This is a genomic window from Caballeronia catudaia, from assembly GCF_001544755.2.
GTDB classification, from domain to species: Bacteria; Pseudomonadota; Gammaproteobacteria; order Burkholderiales; family Burkholderiaceae; genus Caballeronia; species Caballeronia catudaia.
The window spans coordinates 13,307-37,029 of record NZ_FCOF02000022.1; the positions used below are offsets into that span (position 1 = coordinate 13,307).

Here is a 23,723-nt window from a genome sequence, read left to right on the forward strand (position 1 = left end):
GGGAGGAAACGGAGGAGATGATTGCCCTCGATCGCCGCAGCCGACCGGTGCATGCGTTCCGCTCGGAGGTTTCTCACGCGCGAGTGCTTCGACGCGATAGTGGAACGGCAGATAATGGACTGCCAGGCGACGACTTCTTCATGCGATTCAAGCTTATCGCGGTCAAAAGTATCGATCCGTGATGGGCTACAGCTCGTCGGGTCGATCTATCGTCAAGATGCGTTTAATTGCGATATCTGAACGTACGCGAGTATTTGAGCATGCCTCAGTGCAAGCGAAAAGTTGTCCGCTCTTTCTTGGGTCGGCACTGGAGGAGCGATTCTGGCGTCATCCGGCGCCTGAACGATTGAGTGTCGACGTTCCTTCATACGGACGGCGGATTGATCAACGATTGCCCTTTTGCATCGACTGCTAAACAGGCCAACGCCGGCAAGCAGCTCCGCTGGTTCCATGTCCAGTTTTGCGTCTTGCCCCATGATCGTCGGCACGCGATTCGCTGGCGCCGTTCGACCGGACTCTAAGTAGGTCGACACCTGAGGTGGCTAACTGCTTTGCCGGTGTCGTCCGTTGTGGTTTGTTCTACCTCACTTCCTATCTAGCGAATATCGGCCGGGGCCTGTCGCGACGAGCAGCAATAGGCCACCCATGATGCTAAGGTTCTTGTAGAAGTTGATCATGTTCGCGGACTGCGCCGCGCCCGTCATGGTCCAGTAGTGGTGGCCGATGAACGCGGTGCCAAGCGTATACAGGGCCAGCAGCAAAGCGAGCGGGCGGGTGTAGAAGCCGACGACGATCGCGATGCCCACCACAAATTCCATTACGACGGCGACAACCGCAGAAAGCATCGGCGCGGGTGCGCCGACCGAAGTCATGTAGCCGACAGTGCCTGAGAAGCCCACAAGCTTCTGCCAGCCAAAGATCACGAAAAGTACCATCAGGAGCACGCGAGCGACCAGAAGAAGTGCGTCCTTGCCTTGCTCGAAAGAGAAGTAGCGCATTATACGTTCGACCTCGCGTGTGATAAGGCGTTAGCTTGATAGTCTGCCAGTAAGTTCGGCGATGCGCATCCCCTGATACTAAGCGATTGCAAGTTCGCTGACGGCCGTTCTCTGCCGCCTACCTATTGCAGCCACCGGTCCCAAGAACTGCGAGGACCGTTCTCGGTACTTCATCAGCCGTTCTCGTGAGGAAGCATGTGCTGTTCGCCGACCAGATCAGCCACCACACACACGACTGCACTGTGGATGCCCTCATTTATCTTCCCGCATCGGTGGCGTGAAGGTGATCCCTACCAGCAACCCCTCTGTCCGATGAAGCGGCTGACGGCCTGGCCCCACAGTTCATTGCGGTTCCGGACCAGTATCCGATGCCCTTGCGATGCAAGCTTTGCCGTAGCCGCCTCGACGTTGTCGACATCGAACTCGATCCTAGTGAAGCAACATGTCAACGCGCACATTCGGTCGCACTTAACATAAAGGAATTTAGCACCATTACATAGTACTGCTACCTACATGCCGCGTTTTTAGAAATCGCGAGAAGCGAGTCGCTGATGATGCGCGGTGGCTCGCCGATGAAATCGAAGCCATCCGGCGGACCCTACCTGATCGAGTTCGGCCAACAAGCGCCGTTCGCCCAAGTGGGCTGTCAGACGCTCAGGCGTCGGCTTCTCCGGGGTAGCCTTGATTTTGATGCAAATCTCCGGTTAGAAGCACTCAAGCGGAATAAGAGTTCGTGTCATGTCCCCAATATTAAACCTGGTAAAATCAACGACTTCCTGTCTGCTACTTTCTCCGACCCGCTACCGATGGCGTAGTACGCGAACCGAAAATGATTGTGGGGCGGGGACGCGGTCGCCGTAACTAAACCGCTCACTGGCTATTGGGACGCTGGCACGCGCAGAGTTTCAAAATGAGGAATCGCTAGGCAGCCCCTAGTGGGGCACATGATCGACGAGTGGGGTGCGTCGAAAATGGCGCGTTGGGCGTCGCGAACAGATGGTCGACGATTCGTTCAGTGTCGAAGTGCGTGCCACGAGAGTGCCCACTCGCGAATTGACGCGATTGTAAGGTATAGTCACGTTTACCAAACGAACCGTCAGCATGATCTCATCCGTTCAAGATGAGACTCGCTGCAACCGAGGCGGAACGATGACCGTGCCAAACCAGCAGCGCAGCACCCGTAAGGGGCGCACATCGAGTGCAGTTTCTTCGGCAACGCCGCCCGACGGCCTGCGAGCCCAGGGCATACGGACGCGCAACGCCATCGTCCGAGTTGCACGGAAGCTCCTGCTCGAAAATGGCCCGATGGAATTCTCGCAGCGCGCCGTCGCTCTCAGCGCGGGAATCAGTGTCAGCAATCTCCAGTACTACTTCCCCACGAGGCCAGCGATCCTGCGCGCGGTTATGGCTCCGGTCATCGAAGGCTATTTCGATGCACTGAAACGTGCGCTTAAGGACAATGAATCGCCTCGCGGGACGATCGAGGCCATCCTGGAGATGTCCCTTGAGGACGCGAAGGATTCGAAGAACATCCCGTTATGGTGGCATTTCTTTTCGCTCGCCGCCACGGATCCCGAGTGCGCCCAAATGCGCGACGAGTGGTACGACACTATGACGAAAGAGTTCGCCGAGCTCATTCGCGCCGTGAATCCAAAGCGCGGCGCCGCCGAGAGCGCGCACATCGCCGTATTGCTCATTTCGATGGTCGACGGCATGACGCTTCACCTCGGAACCGCGCGCAACAAGCGCGCCTATATGCGAGGATTCGAATCAACTTTCCTTTCGGTCGCTCGTAGTCTCGTCTGGGGAGAGTCCTTGGACGTTGAGGCTGCCTAGCGGCCTGGCGACGTGCTGTCATGACGATGAAGACAGGGAAATTCCCTGTTTTTTCTTTTGAAGTTAGTTGGTACAGTTGCCTATGTATTGTACTGTTATCTACAACATCGAGCGGTTTTTCGCTGAGGCGGACTGGTCGGCTAGCGCAACAGTGGGCGGCTTCGCGGAGCGGCGTCCCGTCAAATCCAGCATCCTTCGTGATGCCGCGTGCATGCCTGGCAATCCCCAAGGGGTGGTGATCGCACCGTGTTATGGACTTCCGATCAAGACGGCGCAGCGCGCGCTAAAGAGTTGACCGGACAGCCCGTCGAAAAGGCATCGATGTGCGATATGCAATTCATCCCGGTTGCGGGGCGCATGCCAGGCGTGAAGGCGCGCATGATTATCATGACAAGCGGTCGACGGCGGTCGACTACGCCGTTTCGACAACGAACTGTTCAATATGGATAAGACGATGATGTTGTTCGGGAACGGGAACGGGAACGGGAACAAAATCGTCCGACACACGAAGAACGCGGCACAGCATGAGCACGCCTCGCACTCGCACTAGAGGTTCTGCCCATGAAACCGAAGCGCCTAACACGAGAGCAAAGAAGGAATCAGACGCGCGATAGTCTGCTGTTTGCAGCGCGCGATATCTTTTCAACGAAGGGTTTCACTGCGGCGAGTGTCGAGGATATCGCAGCCGCGGCTGGATATACGCGCGGTGCGTTCTATTCAAACTTCGAAGGCAAATCGGACCTGCTGCTCGAATTGCTTCAGCGGGATCACGAGGAGGTCCAAGCGGAATCGCAGCGCAACTTCGACCTGCTTACCGCCCGCGAAGGCGGGATGGTGGAGTCCTCTGACTGTGCTCGACTGCTGGGCAATCGGCCCGCGTCGTTCTTCCTGTGGATCGAAGCGAAGATGTACGCCGCCCGCGACGCGCGTTTCCGTGCGCAGCTCTGCACATTGCTACGCAAGAAGCGAGCGCATACGGCGACTTGCATCTCGTCAATCATTGCACGCAACGGCACACAGTTTTCGCTGTCGGCTGACACACTCGCGCTTGCGCTGCTGGCTCTGGGCGAAGGCTTGCAGTCATGGCGCGTTGCTGACCCTTACGAAGTGCCTGGTGAGCAACTCGATGAATTGGTGTGCGGTTTTCTAGCCTTCATAGGATCTGGCGCGGCCGATCGACACACGAGCAGCGTTTTTTTTGAGGCCGCTGTGCCGCCACGCAGCCGATAAGAAGGGCTCATGGCACGGAGCCACGCCCCCGTGACGCCAACGAATCAGTTGACTTTGCCGCTCATCACTTCGACCATTTTGCTTCGAAACCACAGGCTCGCCTGATCCTGCTCGCTGCTTCGATGCCAATACAAGTGCCATTCGAGGCTAGGTATGGGAAACGGCAGTTCAACCATCCGCGCATCGTGACGCTTGAGCAATTGCGTGGGCGCGGTCAGCGCGAGATCGGTTCGCAAGGCAACGAGCGGCGCGACCATGTAATGCTGCACACGTATTTGTATCCGCCGTTGCTTGCCGAGCCGTTTCAGTTCGGCGTCGACGATGCCGCTTCCCTGGCGGCGACTCGACACCTGGATATGGTCGAGCTCAAGGTAGTCGTCCATCGTGAGCGCCTCGCCGGCAAACGGGTGATCGTGGCGCAGCATGCAGGCGTACCGGTCGCAGCCGAGGCGCGTCTGATGCAACTGCGGATCGTCGATCAAGGGCGCGTCGATCGCAAAGTCGATCTTGCCAGTCGCAAGCGCGTTGCTGAGTTCACTGCGCGGCGTGAAATAGGATTCGATGCGCATCCCCGGCGCTTGCTGCTGCAACACTTCGCCGAGCGCGGGCAAGAGGATCGCTTCGGTTAGATCCGGCATGCTGAGACGGAAGGTACGCTCAGACGTTGCCGGGACAAACACGTCGCCTTCCGTCGCGCTCGCCTCCAGCAGTTGCAATCCTTCACGCACGCGCCCGATGATGTTCTCCGTGAACGGCGTAGGCACCATTCCAGACGATGTGCTGATAAACAGTGGATCATCGAACGCCTTGCGCATGCGTGCGAGGGCATTGCTGACCGCGGGCTGAGTGATGAAGAGCGCCTCGGCCGCGCGGGTCAGGTTGCGCTTCTCGTAGATCGACTCCAGCACGACGAACAGATTCAGATCCAGCTTCGGCGAACGCATCTCACAGTCTCCGTTTGCCCATCATGATAAACGGGAGCTGTGGAGATGCGTACGTTTGCTTCGATTTCGCCAGACTCAGTCACGCGGTGGCGTGTTCAGATAGGCCGCCGTTGCGCCGATCCGTTCCTTGCCTTGCGCCAGTTCCATTTTCGCGATCGCCTGGAGATGCACTTCGTCGGGACCGTCGGCGTAACGCAATGCGCGTCCCCACGTCCAGTGATCGGCGAGTGGTGTATCGGGGCTCACGCCCATCGCGCCGAATACCTGCATCGCGCGATCGCACACCGCCGTATGCACCTGCGGAATCAGCGCCTTGATCATCGAGATCTCCTTGCGCGCCGCTTTCGCGCCGACCTCATCGAGAAGCCACGCCGTCTTCAGTACAAGCAGGCGTGCCTGATCGATCTCGATGCGCGACTTGGCGATCCATTCGCCGATCGTGCCATGCTGATGCAGATACTTGCCGAACGTCTTGCGCTCCTGAGCGCGCTCGATCATTAGTTCGAGCGCGAGCTCGGCCGCGCCGATCGAGCGCATGCAGTGGTGAATGCGCCCCGGTCCGAGCCGCGCCTGCGCGAGCGCGAAGCCGCTGCCTTCTTCGCCGAGCAGGTTCGACGCGGGCACGCGCACATTCGTGAACGTGATCTCGCAATGTCCTTCCGGCGAGACGTGATTCATGACCGGAATATTGCGCACGATCGTCACACCGGGTGTGCCCGCCGGCACGAGGATCATGCTTTGCTGGCGATGGCTTTCTGCATCCGAATCGGTCTTGCCCATCACGATGAACAGCTTGCAGTTCGGATGCGCCGCGTTCGTGATGAACCATTTGCGGCCGTTGATCACGTAGTCGTCGCCATCGCGGCGAATGGAGGTCGTGATGTTGGTCGCGTCGGAGGAGGGCACGTCCGGCTCGGTCATCGCGAACGCGGAACGGATTTGGCCATCGAGCAGCGGCACGAGCCATGTTTCGCGCTGCGCGGGCGTCGCGAACATGTGCAGCAGTTCCATGTTGCCGGTATCGGGCGCATTGCAGTTGAAGACCTCGGATGCCCACGAAACGCGGCCCATGATCTCCGCGAGCGGCGCATATTCGAGGTTCGTGAGACGCGTGCCCGGCTCGCCCTCCTTCAGGTGCGGCAGGAAGAGATTCCACAGACCCTCTGCCTTGCCCATGGCTTTGAGATCTTCCATGAACGAGACGGGAAAGTGCCCCGCGTGGACCTCGTCGTGCCATTGACGTTGCCGCGGCACGATATGCTCGTCCATGAACATCCGCACGCGGCGCATGAGGTCTTCAACTTTCGGGCTATGAGCGAAAAACATGATGGGTTCCTTTTGCGCGGTTCGCTAGATCGTCAGGCCGCCATCGACGACGATGCATTCGCCGTTCGTATAGCTCGCCGCATCGGATACGAGGTAGAGCACGGTGCCGGCCATTTCGTCGGGTTCGCCGTGACGGCGCAGCGGGATCGAGTTGATCCAGCGCTCGTAGATAGTCTTGTCCTCGAACAGCGCGCCGGCGAACTTCGTTTTGGTGAGGCCTGGCAGAAGCGCATTCACGCGGATGCCGAGCGGACCGCACTCTTTCGCGAACGCCTTAGTCATGTTGACGACACCCGCCTTGGTGATCGAGTAGATACCCTGTTGATCGCCCGGCTGGAGCGCGTTGACCGAAGCCGTGTTGACGATCGCGCCGCGGCCCTGTTCCTTCATCATCTTGCCGGCTTCTACCGACATGAAGAAGTATCCGCGCAGGTTCACGTCGACGGTCTTGTTGTAGGCGGCAAGGTCGGTATCGAGGATATGGCCGAAGTATGGATTCGCTGCGGCATTGTTGATGAGGATGTCGAGCCGGCCGTGCGTCTCGCGAATGTGGTTGAACATGACCGCGATGTCTTCCAAGCGCCCGACGTGGCACGCGAATGCTTCAGCACTCGCACCCGACGCGCGAATGCGCGCGGCGACTGATTCGCAATCTTCCAGCTTGCGGCTCGATACGATGACGTGTGCGCCTTGTTCAGCCAGCAGCACGGCGATGGCCTCGCCGATGCCGCGGCTCGCGCCTGTCACGAGAGCGATGCGTCCCGAGAGGTCAAAGAGTTTCGTAGTCAATGTCGTTCCTTTTGACAGGTTGAGAAAGTGTGCCGTCTACGCGAGCAGTTCTTCGGCGAGCCGTGCTAGCGGTTCGACCATGCGGCCCACCTCGTGTGCATCTGCGCTTGACGCGTTGCCTTGCAACGCGCGCGCTTTGACGCCCTGCGCGATCGATGCAAGACGGAAGAAGCTGAACGCGAGGCAGAAGTTCCAGTTGCCAATGTCGCTGAGCCCACGCAACGCGCAGTACTGCGCGAGGATGTCCTCCTCCTCGGGGATGCCGAGCGCATTGCGATCCTGGCCGCGCAGCCCGGTGATATGCCCTTTCGATGGCAGGCGCAGGCACATGCAGAAGTAGGCGAGGTCGGCGAGTGGATTGCCGAGGGTCGAGAGTTCCCAGTCGAGTACGGCACGCACGCGTGGTGCATCGTCCGCGAAGATGAGGTTGTCGATGCGGAAATCGCCGTGCACGAGCGCCGGGCGTGGGGAATGGGTCGGGCAATGGGCCGGCAGCCAGTCAATGAGTGCCTCCATCGGCGCTATCCGCTCGGTTTCGGCGGCGCGGTACTGCTTCGTCCAGAGTTCGACCTGTCGCTGAAAGTAGTTGCCCGCTCGGCCATAGTCGCCAAGGCCGACGCTTTCCGGATCGACTTCATGGAGTGCCGCGAGCGTCGAGACGATTGATGCGTAATAGTCGCGCCGCGCATCGCGATCGACTTCGAGCAGCGCGGGGTTCCAGAAGATGCGTCCCGGCTCGTAGCTCATGACATAGAACAGGCTACCGATGATCTCGCGGTCTTGACACAGATGCCAGGCGCGCGCGACGGGAACCGGGGTTTGTGCAAGCGCACTCAACACGCGGAATTCGCGATCGACTGCGTGAGCGGATTTGAGCAATGTCCCGGGCGGCTGGCGGCGCAGGACATAGCGGCTGCCTTGTGCGTCGAGCAGCCAGGTCGGGTTGGACTGGCCGCCCGCGAACTTCGTCGCGTGCACCGGCCCGCGAAAGCCCGGGAGATGCTGCTCCAGATAAGGCGTGAGCCGGTCAATGTCGAGAGACTGGCTAGATCGTTCGCTGGTCATATCGTTCGATGCTTGACGGGTAGATTAAGCGTAGGTTTGAAACGCGTGACGATGTGGATCGTCGAGATGGGCGATGCCGTTGAAGCTCGATAGCTGAATCGTTTCGTGGTTGAAGAAGCAATGCGTGACGCTGCTGTTGCGGATCTGCATGTTGAGCTCGATTGCCATCGCAGTAGGCGCTTGCAGGATCTGCTGCATGAACGCGCCGATTACGCCACCGGAAGTGACCACCAGAACGCGTCGTGCGTCGCTCTGCTGAATGGCAGTGCGCGCAACCGCTACGCGCTTCTGAAACGCTCGCCACGTCTCGGGCACACGATCATCCAGTGCACCTTCGCACCAGAGGCGCAGGACCGCCCGCAATGCTTTGAAGAAGTCGCGCGGACTGCGTTTCGCGGATTCGACGAGCCTGAGATCTTCATCGCGCAGAGCGCGAAAGAGCGCGTGAAAATCGTATTCATCGAGTCCGGGATGAATCTCGCATTCGACGTTTATACCCGGTGTGGCCAGGCGAATCGCATCGAGCGTCTGAGCGTGACGCAGCAGCGAGCCTGTGACCACCCGGTCGAATTTGAGACCATTGAGCGCGAAGTGCTCGCCGAGCCAGATGCTCTGCCGCTTGCCGGTGTCCGAAAGACAATCGTAGTTTTGGGTGCCCAGTGACGCCTGTCCGTGCCGTACCAAAAAGAGTTCTGCCATTGCTTCTTCCGCGATCCGAGTCTTTCAAGCAAGCTTAGGGGCGACACAGGTATTGATGAACTTTATTTCTTGAATGAGGGCGTATTCGTAGCGGTGATGGCGATTGCGAATACCAGGACAACCTCCCTCGAGGCGAAGCGGGGAATCGCTTCAATGAAGCGTAAATGAAGGGGCGTCTCTGAGGGCGTCCCGAGCCGGTGTGGCACACGACTTGAGACGAGTGGTCTGTCGAGGGGGATTTATCGGCACGAAGATACCTGGCAGCAGGCCGGTTATTGTTGCGCGATGCCATACTGCCCTTTAAACGTGCTCGAAGACGGCTGATTGAGATACGTGACACGCTGCTGCAGCCTGCGCTCGCGCATGGCTCGACAGCGTTGAACCACGACTTCGCGTCTCGATCTGCCCTCCCGGCTTACCGGACGCCTTGCGAGTTACGCGCTCGATTCAGTGTATGCCACGACCAAGTCATGAAGCGATTTTCTGCCACGGTTCCGATATCTGTCGTCAAAGGTTTCCTCTCTGGTGCCAACCGTGCCGCGGTTGCGCGGCTCGCCGAGCGTTCCGGCATTCCGCACGACCTGCTCGGCATGCCCGCCGCGCGCGTCACGCAGGAGCAGTTTTCGACGCTCTACCGCCTGCTCGCCATGGAACTCGATGACGAGATGCCGGGGATCTTCGCGCGTCCGCTGCGCAACGGCACGCTCAAGTTCCTGTGCCTGAGCCTTCTCGATGCGCCGCGTCTCGAAGTGGCGCTGCATCGTTTCGGCCAGTTCTTTCATCTGGTCCTCGATGAATTCCAGCTCGTGTCGCGGCGGGAGGGCGCCTACGCGATCGTCGAATTCGTCGCGAATCCGCAGGGCCCGAAGGCAAGCGCGCTTGCGCGGGAGCTCGTGCTGAAGCTCGTGCATGGCGTCGCGTCCTGGCTCATACGCCAGAAGATTCCGCTCGCCGAAGCGGCGTTCGATTTTCTGCGGCCGGCGCAGTCCGGCGACCTGCTGTATCTGTTTCCGGGACCGGTGCGTTTCGGGTGCGATCGCACGCTGATCGCGTTTGATGCCGCCTATCTCGATCGTCCCATCCGGCAGCGAAAGTCGGATCTCGACGCATTCCTTCAGCGCGCGCCGGAGGACTGGATTTTCGTGTCGTTCACCGACGAGATGGTGTGTCATCAGGTGCGCCAATGCATCGCCGCCGGCCTGCCGAAGCCACCGACCGTCGACGCCGTCGCGCAGCAGCTGCACTACTCGGTGCGGACGCTGTGCAGGCGTCTCGACGCGGAGGGAACGTCCTTCCAGGCGATCAAGGACGAAGTGCGCCGCGACATCGCCATTCAGCGTCTCACCCGTTCGGACGATGCGATCGCGGCGATCGCCTTCGATGTCGGGTTCGACAATCCGACCGCGTTCCATCGCGCTTTCCGTCACTGGACCGGCAGCACGCCGGCCGCCTACAGACAAAAGAAAGCCGGCTGAGCGCGGCCGTGGATCGGCTGGCGTCGATTTTCTGTTTGGCAGATTTTGTCAATAAAAGGGCAGTTTCAGATAACGGGGAAATGCAGACCCGTTGATACCATGCGCGGCAACACATTCGTATTTGTCGCCATATGGCCTGCCAGTTGACGGGCCATGCACCTGGAGTCGACGATGACTTATGCAGCCCCCGTCAAGGACATGATGTTCGTACTCGAAGAGCTGGCAGATATTGCAAGCGTCAGTCAGTTCAGCGGTCTCGGCGATTCGAATGCCGACACCGCGCAAGCCGTTCTCGACGAAGGGGCGAAGCTTGCCGCAGAAGTCATCGCGCCGCTGAACGCGCAGGGCGACCAGCGCCCGAGCACGTGGCACGACGGCGAGGTCGCGGCGACGGCCGGTTTCGGCGATGCCTACCGCCAATACACCGAGGGCGGCTGGCAAGGCATCAGCCATCCGGTGGAATTCGGCGGTCAGGGGCTCGCTAAGCTGGTCGCGTCGCCGTGCATCGAGATGCTCAACGCGTCCAACCTTTCCTTCGCGCTGTGCCCGCTGCTCACCGACGGCGCCATCGAGGCATTGCTGACCGCGGGCTCGGCGGAGTTGAAGGCGCGCTTTCTGCCGAAGCTGGTCGAGGGCGCGTGGACCGGCACGATGAATCTGACCGAGCCGCAGGCGGGCTCCGATCTGTCGCTCGTGCGTTCGCGCGCCGAACCGCAGGGCGATGGCACCTACAAGGTGTCCGGCACCAAGATCTTCATCACGTGGGGCGAGCACGACATGGCCGAGAACATCGTCCATCTCGTATTGGCTCGCACGCCGGATGCGGCGGAGGGCGTGAAGGGCATTTCGCTGTTCCTCGTGCCCAAATTCCTGCTGAACGACGACGGCAGCCTCGGCGCGCGCAATGTCGTCCACTGCGTGTCCATCGAGCACAAGCTCGGGATCAAGGCGAGTCCGACGGCCGTGCTCCAGTACGGCGACAAGGGCGGCGCGATTGGCTATCTCGTGGGCGAGGAGAACCGCGGTCTCGAGTACATGTTCATCATGATGAACGCGGCGCGCTTTGGCGTCGGTCTGCAGGGCATCGCGCTGTCCGATGCGGCCTATCAGAAGGCCGCCGCGTATGCGAAGGAGCGGATTCAGAGCCGCCCCGTCGACGGTTCGGACGCGGGCTCCGTCGCGATCATCCGCCACCCCGACGTGCGGCGCATGCTCGGCACCATGCGCGCGCTGACCGAAGGCGCGCGTGCGCTTGCCTATGTCACGGCCGCGCACGCGGATTTCGCGCATCACGACGAGGACGCGGCGAGCCGCGCACGGCATCAGGCGATCCACGAATATCTCGTGCCGATCGTGAAAGGCTGGGGCACCGAAATGGCCATCGACGTCACGAGCCTCGGCGTTCAGGTGCATGGCGGGATGGGCTTCATCGAAGAGACGGGCGCGGCCCAGTTCTATCGCGATGCGCGGATCCTGTCGATCTATGAAGGCACGACGGCGATTCAGGCCAACGATCTCGTCGGCCGCAAGACGCTGCGCGACGGAGGCGCGGCGGCGCATGCGCTGCTCGAGGAAATCGACGCGACGCTCGAAGCGTTGCGATCGACCGATGCCGGCGATGCCGCGCGCGTTTTCGAGGCGATGCACCGGCGTCTCGCCGATGGACGCGAGGCGCTCGCGAACGTCGTCGCCTACGTGCTCGAATCGGGCAAGCGCGACCCGAACGCGGTGTTCGCCGGCGGCGTGCCGTATCTGAAGCTCGCGGGCATCGTGCTGTCGGGCTGGCAGATGGCGCGTGCGCTGCTCGCGGCACAACGCAAGCGGGCCGAAGACCCGCAGTTCTACGGCGCGAAGATCACGACCGCGCACTGCTTCTCCGAATACGTGCTGACGCAGGCCCGCGGACTCGAAACCGCCATCGTCTGCGCGCACGGCGACGATCCGCTGTTCGCATTGAACGAAGCGCAATTCTGACGCGTACGCGTGTCCTGAGCCTGAGAGAAGGAGGCGGTATGACGTTGGACAACGCCCGCACGGAGGCGTCGACGAACTGGATCGAGCAATACGGTCCGCGTGAATCGATGGAGTACGACGTGGTGATCGTCGGCGGCGGGCCCGCCGGACTGTCCGCCGCGATTCGCCTGAAGCAGCGCGCGGCGGAGCAGGGCGCCGAGATCAGCGTGTGCGTGCTCGAAAAGGGCTCGGAAATCGGCGCGCATATTCTGTCGGGCGCGGTCATGGACCCGCGTGCGCTCGACGAGCTCATTCCCGACTGGAAAGCGCAAGGCGCGCCGCTCGATGTCGCGGTGACCGAGGACCGCTTTCTGTTCCTGTCGGAAAGAGGTGCGCGGGCCGTGCCGAACTGGGCGCTGCCGGACAACTTCAGGAATCACGGCAACTACGTGATCAGCCTCGCGAGTCTGACGCGCTGGCTGGGTCAGCAGGCCGAAGCGCTGGGCGTCGAGATCTTCGCGGGCTTCGCCGCCGCCGAAGTGCTCTATCACGATGACGGCTCGGTCAAAGGCGTGGCGACGGGCAACATGGGCGTCGGCCGCGACGGACAGCCGACCGAGGCCTTCCAGCTCGGCATGGAGCTTCACGCGAAGTACACGCTGTTCTGCGAAGGTGCGCGCGGTCATCTCGCGCGGCAGCTGTCGGCGCGCTTCGGCCTGCGCGACGGCGTCGATCCGCAGGTGTACGGCATCGGCATCAAGGAGCTGTGGGAGATCGATCCGGCGCAGCACAAGCCCGGGCTCGTCATTCACACGGCAGGCTGGCCGCTCCAGACCGACACTTACGGCGGCTCGTTCCTCTATCACCTCGACAATCATCAGGTGATGGTCGGCTTCGTCGTCGGACTCGGATATACGAACCCGTACCTCTCGCCATTCGAGGAATTTCAGCGCTACAAGACGCACTCGGCGATCCGCACGTTCCTCGAAGGCGGCAAGCGCGTGTCGTACGGCGCGCGCGCGATCGCGGCGGGCGGGTTGATGTCCTTGCCGAAGCTGGTGTTTCCGGGCGGCGCGCTCGTCGGCGACGATGCGGGCTTTCTCAACGCGTCGCGCATCAAGGGCTCGCACGCGGCGCTCAAGACCGGCATGCTCGCCGCCGATGCCGCATTCGACGCCTTGCAGGCCGGGCGGGAATCGGACGAGCTGGAGGCCTATCCGGAGTGGTTCCGGCGCTCCTGGTTGCACACGGAGCTGCACCGCGCGCGCAACTTCAAGCAATGGATGGGCAAGGGCCTCTACCTCGGCACGCTGATGGTGGGCATCGAGCAGAAGGTGCTGGGTGGCAAGGTGCCGTGGACGCTGCATCACCGGCACGCGGATCACGAGACGCTCAAGCCTGCCGCGCAGTGCACGCCGATCGTCTATCCGAAGCCGGACGGCAAGCTGACGTTCGACCGGCTGTCGTCCGTGTTCATTTCGAACACCAATCACGAAGAGAACCAGCCCGCGCATCTGACGCTGAAGGACAGGAACGTGCCCATCGACGTCAATCTGCGCACCTACGCGGGCCCGGAAGCGCGCTTCTGTCCGGCGGGCGTGTACGAGTTCGTCAAGGACGAGACGGACGGCAAGGACGAACACCGCTTGCAAATCAATGCGCAGAATTGCGTGCACTGCAAGACCTGCGACATCAAGGACCCGACGCAGAACATCGTATGGGTGACGCCGGAAGGTGGCGGCGGGCCGAACTATCCGAACATGTAACGCGAGTGCGCCTGCACGCGCGAACGAACCGGAGTGAATCAATGAGCGAAGCAAAACGTGAAGTAGTCGTGTTGAGCGGCGTACGGACCGCGATCGGAGATTTCGGCGGCAGTCTGAAGGATTTCGCGCCGACCGAACTGGGCGCGATGACCGTGCGCGAAGTGCTCGGGCGCGGGAACGTCACGGGCGATGAAGTGGGCCACGTCGTGTTCGGCCACGTGGTGCATACGGAGCCGAAGGACATGTATCTCGCGCGCGTCGCGGCGATCAACGGCGGCGTCGCGCAGCACGTGCCGGCGCTGACGGTGAACCGGCTGTGCGGCTCAGGCCTGCAGGCGATCGTCTCGGCCGCGCAGACCATTCTGCTGGGCGATGCGGACATCGCCATCGGCGGCGGCGCCGAATCCATGAGCCGCGCGCTGTACGCGTTGCCGGGCGCGCGCTTCGGCCAGCGCATGGGCGACGGGAAGCTCGTCGACATGATGCTCGGCGCGCTGCACGACCCGTTCCAGACGATTCATATGGGCGTGACGGCGGAGAACGTCGCGCGCAAATACGGCATTGCCCGCGATGCGCAGGATGCGCTCGCGCTCGAATCGCATCGCCGTGCCGAGCGTGCGATCGCGGAAGGACGGTTCCGCGACCAGATCCTGCCGGTCACGCTGCGCACGAAAAAGGGCGAAGCGGTCTTCGACACCGACGAGCACGTGCGTCTCGATGCGAGCGCCAGGGACTTCGAAACCCTGAAGCCGGTGTTCGTCAAGGAGAACGGCACGGTGACGGCCGGCAACGCGTCCGGCATCAACGATGCGGCGGCGGCCGTGCTCCTGATGGAGCGCGGCGAAGCCGAGCGGCGCGGCGCGAAGCCGCTCGCACGGCTCGTGTCCTACGCACATGCGGGTGTCGATCCGGCCTATATGGGCATCGGCCCCGTGCCGGCGACGCGCAAGGCGCTCGAACGCGCGGGCCTCGAAGTGGCTCAGCTCGATGTGATCGAAGCCAACGAGGCCTTCGCCGCACAGGCCTGCGCGGTCACGCAGGAGCTGGGACTGGATCCGAGCAAGGTCAATCCGAACGGCTCGGGCATTTCGCTAGGCCACCCGGTCGGCGCGACGGGCGCGCTCATCACCGTCAAGGCGCTGTATGAACTGAAGCGCACCGGTGGCCGGTACGCGCTCGTCACGATGTGCATCGGCGGCGGTCAGGGGATCGCGGCGATCTTCGAAAATCTTCAGTGATCGAATCGAGGGACATTCCATGAATATCGAAACGATCGGCGTTGTGGGCGCGGGTACGATGGGCAGCGGCATCGCGCAGGCGGCGGCCGTCGCGGGGCTCAACGTCGTGATGATCGACGTCAGCGAAGCGGCGCTCGGCAAGGGCAGTGCGGCAGTCCGGGCGAGCCTCGCCCGGCTCGTCTCCAAGGGCAAGCTCGACGCGGCGGCGCAGGAGGCCGCGCTCGGGCGCATCGCGACGTCGACCGACTATGCGCGCCTTGCTTCGGCCGATATTGTCATCGAAGCGGCGACCGAGAACGTCGAACTGAAGGGGCGCATTCTCGGGCAGATCGAAGCGGCGGCGCGGACGGATGCGATCATCGCGACGAATACATCGTCTATCTCGATCACCGCGCTTGCGGCGCCGCTCGCCGACCCGTCGCGCTTCGTCGGCATGCACTTCTTCAATCCCGTGCCGATGATGCCGCTCGTCGAGATCATTCGCGGCCTGCAGACGAACGACCGGACGGCGGCGGCCGTGCGCACGCTCACCGAGCGCATCGACAAGTCGCCGATCGGCGTGCGCAATTCGCCGGGCTTCGTCGTCAACCGCATTCTCGTACCGATGATCAACGAGGCGTTCTTCGTGCTGCACGAGGGTGTGGCGACCGCGCCGGAAATCGACGAGGGCATGAAGCTCGGCGCGAATCATCCGATCGGTCCGCTCGCGCTCGCCGATCTCATCGGGCTCGATGTGTGCCTGTCCGTGATGGACGTCTTCGTGAAGGACTTCGGCGATCCGAAGTACCGCGCGTGCAGCTTGTTGCGCGAACTCGTCGCGGCCGGACGCCTCGGGCGCAAGTCAGGACGTGGGGTGTATGACTACACCGTGTAATGGCGCACCTGCGCCGTGGCCCCTGTCGGGGAGGCTCCTTCGGCGATGCGATCTGCCATAGTTCGCTTCGGCCATAAAACACGATCGGCGTCCGGCAGTTGGTTGGGCATACCGCCGTGGATTAAATTTCGCCGAAAAGCGCGACATGGCTCGGCATTCAGGCTAAGTAGGTCCCACTCGTAAACAACTGAGCGGAAGGCGCATGCTGCGGGCCTCGTGCAGGCAGATGAGCGACCGAGCGAGCAGGCCATGGCCCGCTCGCTCAAATCGTGCTGCTTCGCGGTCGCGAAAGTGACGCGTTCGTTAGGCCGCAACTGCTACTGATTTCTCGCAGTCAAGTGCCCACATTTAGCATATCCCGGCGTCGCACTTCAAAGTTGATCGCCGCATGTCGCGTTCTGGCCGCGCAAGGTTCTCGCCTCACGTCACTCCCTTTTTGCCGACATTCCCATACGCCACACGAATTGTCATGGCGCTCATCAGTTCAAAAACGCGATTGATATCTGGCGCCTGTTTCTGTGTTCCGAACATTAACATCGCCGCGCCTTCCATCTGAGCGGCGATCAGCGTCGCGCGGGCCAGGCAGTCGCGCGCGGTTGCGGAGGAGTCCATCTCGCGTACTAGTCCGACATAGATCGCCCGATAGGCAGTGTAAAGATCTCTCACGAGTTCACGCGTACCGTCCGAGTGCTGAGCCAGAGCAAATATTTCGAACGAGAACCGGGCCACCCTTGGGTCAACGGCTTCCTCAAATGCATCTTCTACAATTTCACACAGACGTTCGAGCGCAGGTTTGCCGCTCGGCTTCCCCATTTCCGTATAGCGTTCCAGATAAACCCTCAGTAACGCGTCGATTGTCGAGCTGAGCAGTTCGTCATGCGTGGGGAAGTAATTTTGAAGCGCGGAGGGCAGGATGCCAAGTTCCCTCGCCACTCGCGCCTGCGTAAACTGTGCGTATCCTTCCGTCGCCAGTAGGTTGGCCGCGCAAGATATGATCTCGTTAATCTTCAACTCTCGACGCTTTCCTTGGACCGTCGGCCGGTAATAGAGACTGTCTGGTCGTGCTTGTCCAACGCTCAGATCGAATAGTCTCCCTTGAACCTGCGCACCGAGTTCGGCACTTTGCTTGATCCCCCGTTGGCGGCCGCGAACACCGTCATCAGGAACATCGCCCTTCAAGGCCTCTGGGGGCAACTCGACAAGCGATTTGACGGAGCGCTTTGTCAAGCGTACGAATTCCGCGTAGTCCTTCTCCCCATCGCCCACATAGCGATTGAAGATCATCATGCCGGTCGTCTGTGCCAGGAGGACTGTTGCACGAACCAGGCAATCTTCTTTAGCGAGCGCAGGCTGGATCTCCGAAAACAACCTCGCGAAGACGTCCCGGCACTGCGCATGAAATTCATCGGCGAGCTCTGCAGCATAGATCGCGTGCTGGGAGAATGCGAACATTTCAAACAGGAACTGAGGGAGGTCGGTCTCGTGGATATCCAGAATCATCCGCTCGACCAACGCGGAACAACGCTGCGCCGCGTCGATACCTTGCCGGTGCGCGATCTTCATGTAGTCGTCAAGTTTCCGCCGTACATAAGCTTGCAGCGCTGTACGTAACAGCTCCTCTTTCGCCGGAAAGTAGTACTGAAGATTTCCCAGGGTGATTCCCACGCGGCCCGCCACCCCGCGTGTCGCAAACCCGGCGTACCCATCCTCCCGAAACGTCTGCTGCGCGGCGAGGATGATTTGCGCGATGCGTAGTTCACGGTTTCGTCCTGTGGCCGGTCCCGACCCATTGCTCGGCCCTCCGGGATCAACGAAAGTTTTTTTTGCCTTCTCTTGCACGCTGCGGCTCCCTAAAAACTGCCTCGGTCGTTCCCGATTATAGGTCAGATCAAGGCAAGATAACATAATCGTAAGGTCGTGGCAGAACCTCTTCCGGATGAACGGTCCCCGCCTGGTCGGCATACCGATAAACGTGAGAAAGCGAAGGCTTCGTTTCAAATGACACTTAGGTTCTGCCTGCCGATGCGGCTCCCGAGAGATGAACCCACTCCGAATCAGTGTTTTCCCTCGCCATCGCCAGACTTGATTGTAGGTCAATCAACAGCTACTCTTAGGTCACAAATACGTAAATCATAGGTCGTTAAACCGTATTAACATTTATTCGGCAGTTGTTTGGGGGCTGACGAGAAGGAGCAGGCAATGAGCAACGACGTGGTTTCCTTGCGCGACATGATCGAGAAGTGGCTGGCCCCGACCACAGCCTCACCGATCCGGTTGACCCGGCTTTCGTGCGCTTCACGCAGGCCCATTCGGTGCGTGCGCGCGGAGTCATTTCTGTCGTCAGGCCCTCTCGCGATTCTTTTCTTCCAGCACGGTGATGGATCGTGGCGAGTGTTCCCTCCGGGTCCCCATCGACCTACGTTGAGTGTTTCGCTGTCGGCAGACTAGGGACTGCGGGTTTTTCTTCGTTTCGAAGGGGAAACGTGATGGATATCGAAAGGCTTGCGAATGATTCGGGCATGCTGGTCGTGCTCGATGGCCGGATCGGCCGCGTGGAGTACAAGAGCGTGTACGGGTCTTTCCAGGCCCTTCAGCGCTTTGCCGACAACTTGCTCCAGTCGATCTCGAGCGAAACTTCCGACGACCGCGCTGATCGTCCGCTTCATCGTGATTATTGACGGTCAGCGTTAAACGCGGGTCCGTCGTGGTCGTCGTCGTACGGCCCAATTCTCGACATTTTCGAGAGCAAATCAGATGCACGACAGGGAATACCCTGTCTTTTTATTCCAATTTTTCTTTGTCATGATGACCTATCATTACCACAGTTTTCTAGTACAGACATCGTCCGGCGCACGCTCGCGCTTGGACCGTCGACTGAAGAGCCGGGAGAACATTGATGGATGAATTCGGGCATAGGGCTTTCGCCGAAGATGGCGCGATCCTGATAAAAGGCCTCCTCGACAGAGAGCAACTGGCCCTCTGCCGGCACGTCTTCGATTGGGGTATCGAGAATCCGGGACCAATGGCCACGACACTGTTCGATGGCACCGCGCAGAAATCGCACAACGACAACGCCAATCCCTACGCGAAGGCGCGCCTGGATGATTTGGTCGGCAGGCTACCGCTTGGCGAACTGTTCGCCGATCTCTGGGGATCGAAGCACGTGTGGTATTTCGCCGAAGAGTTGTTTCTCAAGGCTGGTGGCACGAGCGGACGCTCGCCTTGGCATCAGGACACTTCCTACCTGCCATGGGAGGGCAAGCACTTTGGCAATGCCTGGATCAGCTTCGAGGCTGTTCCCCGGCAGAATGCGCTCGAGATCGTGAAGGGCTCGCATCGCGGCACGCGTCATGACGGCACCACTTTTCAGAATGCGGACGATCCCACTGACCCTTTGCATGGCGGGGATGTCTGGCCGCGCCTGCCAAATATCGAAGCGGAGCGCCGCAGCAACCCGGCTGCGTACGACATCATTTCGTGGGAGACGGAGCCCGGCGATGTTCTGCTCCTGCATCCGGGCGTGCTCCATGGCGGCGGAGCGGTGGACGCGGCATTTCCGACTCGCCACACACTTGTGCTGCGCTTCTTCGGCGACGACGCGGTTTTCAGTCCGCTGCCGCAACCGAGCGTGTCGGGGTTCACGTCGGCCGGAGTTCTATTCCTCGAAGAACTTGCCGCGTTGAAAGACGGCGATCCGTTTCGCGCACCCTGTTTCCGTCAACTCGTCTGACCAAACCGACCATCACCATCATGACAAAGTCCACTTCGCGGCAATCGATTATCCCGCCGCCGTTTCAGGCGTTCTACGACACTTTTCATTTTTCACCCGCAACCCGAGTCGGCGACACCATCTGGGTTTCTGGTCAGGTCGGCATCGGCCCGGATATGCAAGCCGGCGAGGGCATGCAGGCGCAGGCACGCATCGCCTTCGAGTCCCTGAAGGTCGTGCTTGAAACGGCGGGGGCGAGTCTGGCCGACGTCGTGGAGTTGACCACCTTTCACACGGACCTGCGAGGGGAAATGGAGGCCTTTTCGACGGTCAAGGACGCGTACTTCCCGACACGCTATCCCTCGTGGACGGCCGTTGGCGTGACCCAACTGGCGCTACCGGAGTTGTGCATCGAGATCAGAGCGGTAGCAGTGGCAAGCTGCGGCGAGAGTTGAGTGCTTTGCTCTGCAGCGCCAGCTCTGATGTTTTTTACGATATGTACTACCAATCATAGTGAGATCAGAAGGAGAATCGCGGTGAGAAAGCACACTATTGGAACGTTGTCGGCCATCGCCGCGGCGCTCTTGCTTGCGGGCGGAGCGGCCGTTGCTGAGGAACTTACGCCGGTAGGCGCCGAACGCGCGGCCAGCAAGGACGGGTTGGTGCCGGCGTTTGCCGGGAGGCAAGCCACGCCGGCAGGTTGGGAGTGGGGCAAGATGCGCGGCGACTTCTGGAAACATCGGGACGAGAAGCCGCTCTATTCGATCGACGCGGCAAACGTCGACAAGTACGCGGACAAGCTCTCCCCGGGCGAGATCCAGTTGATCAAACAGCAGAAGGGTTATCGGATGGACGTCTATCCGTCCCACCGCGAATGTCAGTTGCCGGAATTCGCCGAGCAAAATTCCACGGCCAATCTCACCACCGCGAAACTGGCTTCGAATGGCGAGACAGTACAAGCGGCGACCCTCCCCGGAGTGGCATTTCCGCAGCCAAAGAGTGGCGCCGAAGCGATCCTCAACTATGAGACACGGTACCGCGGCGAGGGGGTCGAGTGGTCCCCGGTTGTCACGGCGATTTCGCCGCGTCCCGGCAGCAGTGACTGGATCGACGCAGTGGGTCCCCAAACCTTTTATTTTCCAGCGGGCAAGGAAGGCAAGACGTCTCCGCAGGACGTCGATCAGTTCAATCTGGGTGCCTATTTCTCCGTCAACTCACCCGCGGCACTAGCTGGACAGGCCTTCGTACAGCGCCAGTTCTTCGATAAGGATTCCGAGACGTACTACTATTTTCCGGGTCAGCGCCGTGTGAGACGCATGCCCGCTTATACGCACGATGCGCCGTTGATCGGCTTCGAAAACCAGTACCTAATCGATGAATCGAACATGTTCAACGGGTCTATCGACCGTTTCAACTGGAAGCTGGTGGGCAAGCGCGAAATGATCGTCCCGTACAACAACTTCGGTATGTACAGCTTCAAGACGAAGCTGCACGACGTTGCGACTCCCGAAGGGATCGCAGCTGATCACCGTCGCTATGAGGTCCACCGTGTCTGGGTCGTCGAGGCCACGCTCAAGCCTACGGCACGCCACGTCGCATCGAAGAAAGTCTTCTATCTGGATGAAGACAGCTGGCTCGCGCTGGTCGGCGAAGACTACGACGCGCAGGGCAAGCTCTGGAAGGTACGCGAAAGCTACCCCATCCCAGTGTGGGAGTTGGGCGGGGCCTGCGACAACGAGCCCTTCGTGCAATACGACCTGATCAACGGTCGCTACGTGCTGGATGCTTCGTCCATCGGGCAGGGAAAGGACATTCACTGGTATGAGCACGTCGACAATCCGCGATTCAAGGCTGACTTCTATACAGCGGAATCGTTGCGCTCGGCGAGCGAGCGCTGAAACCCGACGTCGGCACAAAGGGCCCGGCGCACGTCACACGCGTGCGCCGGCAGGGAGGAGGACGGTGGGGCAGACCATGACAACGAAGATAATCGGCAGGTATGTTGCGATATCGCTGGCCATATTCGGCACGGCAGCATCAAGTGCGTACGGTTACGATTTCACGACCGGGATAAACGATCTCACCGGCTCTTGGGTGACCAATCTGACGGCGGGAGCGGGGATCCGGACCAAGAACCCAAGTTGCTCGCTGACTGGCGACCCTAATTCCGCAGGTTGCGGGGCGGCGGCGAACACAAATCAATGGGGTTTCGGCGATAACGGCGACCTGAATTATCGCAAAGGGCAGGCATACAGCGCCTACGCCAGCGCGACGAGCGAGCTCTTGTTGAAGATGCCAAGCGAAGGGCTTAAGTTCATGATCCGCGGCACCGGCATGTACGACTTCCTTGCGAAAGATACGGCAAGAACGCCATTGTCGAGCACCGCGTCGGCGCAGGTCGTCTACGATGCGCAACTGCTTGATCTATGGGCCCAAAAGGATTTCACGATTGCCGGGAATTCTGCGCACGTGCGACTCGGCAACCAGGTGATTAACTGGGGCGAGAGCATGTACGCAATGGGCGGGATCAACGCGACGAATTCGCTCGACATCCAGAAGCTGCTCGTGCCGGGTTCGCAGCTCAAGCAGGCGCTCCTTCCTGCACCGATGGTGAGCTTCGCCGCCGATCTTTCGCATGGTTTCAGCACCGAGGAATACTACCAGTTTCAGTGGAACGGAAACCGCTATCCGCCAGTCGGATCGTACTGGTCGACAACGAACAGCCTCGGGCGTGGCACGCAGCCGCTCACCATCAGCACGAACAACTTGAATGTAGCCGGTCCAAGTGCGGGCACGATCGCCGGACCGAACAGTGGCAACCAGAATGTCCTCGACGGAATCAACACGGGCCTCGTGAACGGCACGTATGCTGGCCCCCCTTTCAACGATATCGGGCTCCCCGTTTCATGGCAGTCGCCATCGAAGTACAAACCACAGTTCGGTTTCAAGCTTAACTTTTCACCGCGCTCCTTCGGTGCGAACTTCGCGTTTTACTACGTCAACTACACGGACAAGTCGCCGGTGCTTTCATCGTTGGCCAATGGGACCGAGCAGTGGTCGTATCTTCAGAACCGCCAGCTCTTCGGCTTGAGCGCGAATTTCGGGCTGGGCGACTGGGCTATTGGCACCGAGCTGTCATATCGGCCACATGATGCCGTGGCGCTGTCGAGCTGCTATGGCGCGGGCGGCCCGCCCGACCTGAACACGAACGGCGTGGCGGGCGTCAATTGTCAGCAGTGGGCCGACATGAAGCGGTTCCAGTTCGACATCAACGGCATCCTGGCCCTGACGCGCAGCGAGTATCCGTTTCTCAAGTTGATCGGTGCGGATTCCGCGACGTTGACTGCAGAGCTGACCTGGGTCTACTACCCGGGTCTTAGCTCGCAGGGCGTCACCCGTACGGTCGACGGACAAGTGGTTACGCAGGTGCCGCAGGCGGGCTATTTTCCCTGGCTGAACAACACCTCGAATTTTGGCTATCCGATCGGGATGGCGCAGGGCACATCGAGCTCAGTAGGCGCGACCATCGATTTCAACTGGACCTACGACGGCACGCTGATCCGCGGCTGGCAGGTGACGCCAGGCGTCACGTTCGCCACCGGACTCTACGGCTATACGCCGACGCTCAGCGCGAACTACCTGCAGGGCGCGAAGTCGCTGAACCTTTATGTGCTTTTCAACCAAAACCCGGCCACGTGGCAGGCGGGCATCAACTACACGTTGTTCTGGGGCGGACACAACACCGGGGGTCAGCCGTATGCAGACCGCAACTTTGTAGGGATGTTCGTGACACGGAACTTCTGATGGCTCGATGCCGTGGG

The 23,723-nt window shown here is 60.7% G+C and carries 19 protein-coding genes and 1 pseudogene; 12 read left to right on the plus strand and 8 right to left on the minus strand.

The genetic code is table 11. The annotated features are described in order from the left end of the window. Positions 1 to 584: 584 nt before the first annotated feature. Both AWB75_RS22070 and AWB75_RS38630 read right to left on the minus strand, forming a co-directional pair. Positions 585 to 998, minus strand: coding sequence for a DoxX family protein (locus AWB75_RS22070; RefSeq protein WP_061126184.1), 414 nt, complete (start codon positions 996 to 998; stop codon positions 585 to 587). Between the two features lie 252 nt (positions 999 to 1,250). Further along, positions 1,251 to 1,426: pseudogene (locus AWB75_RS38630) on the minus strand (glyoxalase); the annotation flags it as partial. 721 nt (positions 1,427 to 2,147) lie between these two features. On the opposite strand from AWB75_RS38630, the gene AWB75_RS22080 reads away from it, so the two are divergent. Beyond that, the gene (locus AWB75_RS22080; RefSeq protein WP_061126185.1) at positions 2,148 to 2,834 is read left to right on the plus strand and encodes a TetR/AcrR family transcriptional regulator; all 687 of its coding nucleotides are present in this window, start codon (positions 2,148 to 2,150) and stop codon (positions 2,832 to 2,834) included. A gap of 561 nt (positions 2,835 to 3,395) precedes the next feature. Further along, positions 3,396 to 4,064: a TetR/AcrR family transcriptional regulator gene (locus AWB75_RS39190; protein WP_061126187.1), complete on the plus strand. Its 669-nt coding sequence runs from the start codon at positions 3,396 to 3,398 to the stop codon at positions 4,062 to 4,064. 44 nt (positions 4,065 to 4,108) lie between these two features. On the opposite strand, the gene AWB75_RS22095 is transcribed toward AWB75_RS39190, so the two are convergent. From AWB75_RS22095 to AWB75_RS22115, 5 genes are all read right to left on the minus strand, one after another. Beyond that, complete coding sequence (locus tag AWB75_RS22095; protein ID WP_061126188.1) at positions 4,109 to 5,008, minus strand: LysR family transcriptional regulator; 900 nt, start codon at positions 5,006 to 5,008, stop codon at positions 4,109 to 4,111. 75 nt (positions 5,009 to 5,083) lie between these two features. Beyond that, a complete protein-coding gene (locus AWB75_RS22100; RefSeq protein ID WP_061126189.1) occupies positions 5,084 to 6,334 on the minus strand; it encodes an acyl-CoA dehydrogenase family protein in 1,251 nt (416 codons plus the stop codon). A gap of 24 nt (positions 6,335 to 6,358) precedes the next feature. Continuing rightward, positions 6,359 to 7,123 (minus strand): SDR family oxidoreductase, encoded by a 765-nt coding sequence (locus AWB75_RS22105; protein ID WP_061126190.1) that lies wholly within the window; start codon positions 7,121 to 7,123, stop codon positions 6,359 to 6,361. Between the two features lie 36 nt (positions 7,124 to 7,159). Beyond that, positions 7,160 to 8,188, minus strand: coding sequence for a phosphotransferase family protein (locus tag AWB75_RS22110; RefSeq protein WP_061126191.1), 1,029 nt, complete (start codon positions 8,186 to 8,188; stop codon positions 7,160 to 7,162). Between the two features lie 24 nt (positions 8,189 to 8,212). Next, the gene (locus AWB75_RS22115; RefSeq protein WP_061126192.1) at positions 8,213 to 8,887 is read right to left on the minus strand and encodes a histidine phosphatase family protein; all 675 of its coding nucleotides are present in this window, start codon (positions 8,885 to 8,887) and stop codon (positions 8,213 to 8,215) included. A 470-nt stretch (positions 8,888 to 9,357) separates the two neighbouring features. Between AWB75_RS22115 and AWB75_RS22120 the strand changes: the two genes are divergently transcribed. From AWB75_RS22120 to AWB75_RS22140, 5 genes are all read left to right on the plus strand, one after another. Beyond that, complete coding sequence (locus AWB75_RS22120) at positions 9,358 to 10,362, plus strand: AraC family transcriptional regulator (RefSeq protein WP_200823017.1); 1,005 nt, start codon at positions 9,358 to 9,360, stop codon at positions 10,360 to 10,362. A gap of 171 nt (positions 10,363 to 10,533) precedes the next feature. Further along, positions 10,534 to 12,336 carry an acyl-CoA dehydrogenase gene (locus tag AWB75_RS22125; RefSeq protein ID WP_061126248.1) on the plus strand — a complete coding sequence of 601 codons (1,803 nt, stop codon included), beginning with the start codon at positions 10,534 to 10,536 and terminating at the stop codon, positions 12,334 to 12,336. A 38-nt stretch (positions 12,337 to 12,374) separates the two neighbouring features. Next, complete coding sequence (locus tag AWB75_RS22130) at positions 12,375 to 14,081, plus strand: electron transfer flavoprotein-ubiquinone oxidoreductase (protein ID WP_061126193.1); 1,707 nt, start codon at positions 12,375 to 12,377, stop codon at positions 14,079 to 14,081. 41 nt (positions 14,082 to 14,122) lie between these two features. Beyond that, positions 14,123 to 15,319: a beta-ketothiolase BktB gene (gene bktB / locus AWB75_RS22135; RefSeq protein ID WP_061126194.1), complete on the plus strand. Its 1,197-nt coding sequence runs from the start codon at positions 14,123 to 14,125 to the stop codon at positions 15,317 to 15,319. Between the two features lie 19 nt (positions 15,320 to 15,338). After that, the gene (locus AWB75_RS22140; RefSeq protein WP_061126195.1) at positions 15,339 to 16,193 is read left to right on the plus strand and encodes a 3-hydroxybutyryl-CoA dehydrogenase; all 855 of its coding nucleotides are present in this window, start codon (positions 15,339 to 15,341) and stop codon (positions 16,191 to 16,193) included. Positions 16,194 to 16,613: 420 nt separating this feature from the next. Here the strand turns inward: AWB75_RS22140 and AWB75_RS22145 are convergent, their stop codons facing one another. Further along, complete coding sequence (locus AWB75_RS22145; protein ID WP_235012194.1) at positions 16,614 to 18,032, minus strand: TetR/AcrR family transcriptional regulator; 1,419 nt, start codon at positions 18,030 to 18,032, stop codon at positions 16,614 to 16,616. Between the two features lie 647 nt (positions 18,033 to 18,679). On the opposite strand from AWB75_RS22145, the gene AWB75_RS22155 reads away from it, so the two are divergent. From AWB75_RS22155 to AWB75_RS22175, 5 genes are all read left to right on the plus strand, one after another. Further along, entirely contained in the window at positions 18,680 to 18,871 is a 192-nt protein-coding gene (locus tag AWB75_RS22155) for a hypothetical protein (protein WP_061126197.1), read from the plus strand. 218 nt (positions 18,872 to 19,089) lie between these two features. Continuing rightward, positions 19,090 to 19,923: a phytanoyl-CoA dioxygenase family protein gene (locus AWB75_RS22160; protein ID WP_061126198.1), complete on the plus strand. Its 834-nt coding sequence runs from the start codon at positions 19,090 to 19,092 to the stop codon at positions 19,921 to 19,923. A gap of 20 nt (positions 19,924 to 19,943) precedes the next feature. Continuing rightward, positions 19,944 to 20,357 (plus strand): RidA family protein, encoded by a 414-nt coding sequence (locus AWB75_RS22165; RefSeq protein ID WP_029672592.1) that lies wholly within the window; start codon positions 19,944 to 19,946, stop codon positions 20,355 to 20,357. Positions 20,358 to 20,384: 27 nt separating this feature from the next. Then, positions 20,385 to 21,800 (plus strand): DUF1329 domain-containing protein, encoded by a 1,416-nt coding sequence (locus AWB75_RS22170; protein WP_061126199.1) that lies wholly within the window; start codon positions 20,385 to 20,387, stop codon positions 21,798 to 21,800. A gap of 76 nt (positions 21,801 to 21,876) precedes the next feature. Next, on the plus strand, positions 21,877 to 23,706 hold the full coding sequence (locus tag AWB75_RS22175; RefSeq protein ID WP_061126200.1) for a DUF1302 domain-containing protein: 1,830 nt from the start codon (positions 21,877 to 21,879) through the stop codon (positions 23,704 to 23,706). The last annotated feature ends 17 nt before the right edge of the window (positions 23,707 to 23,723 follow it).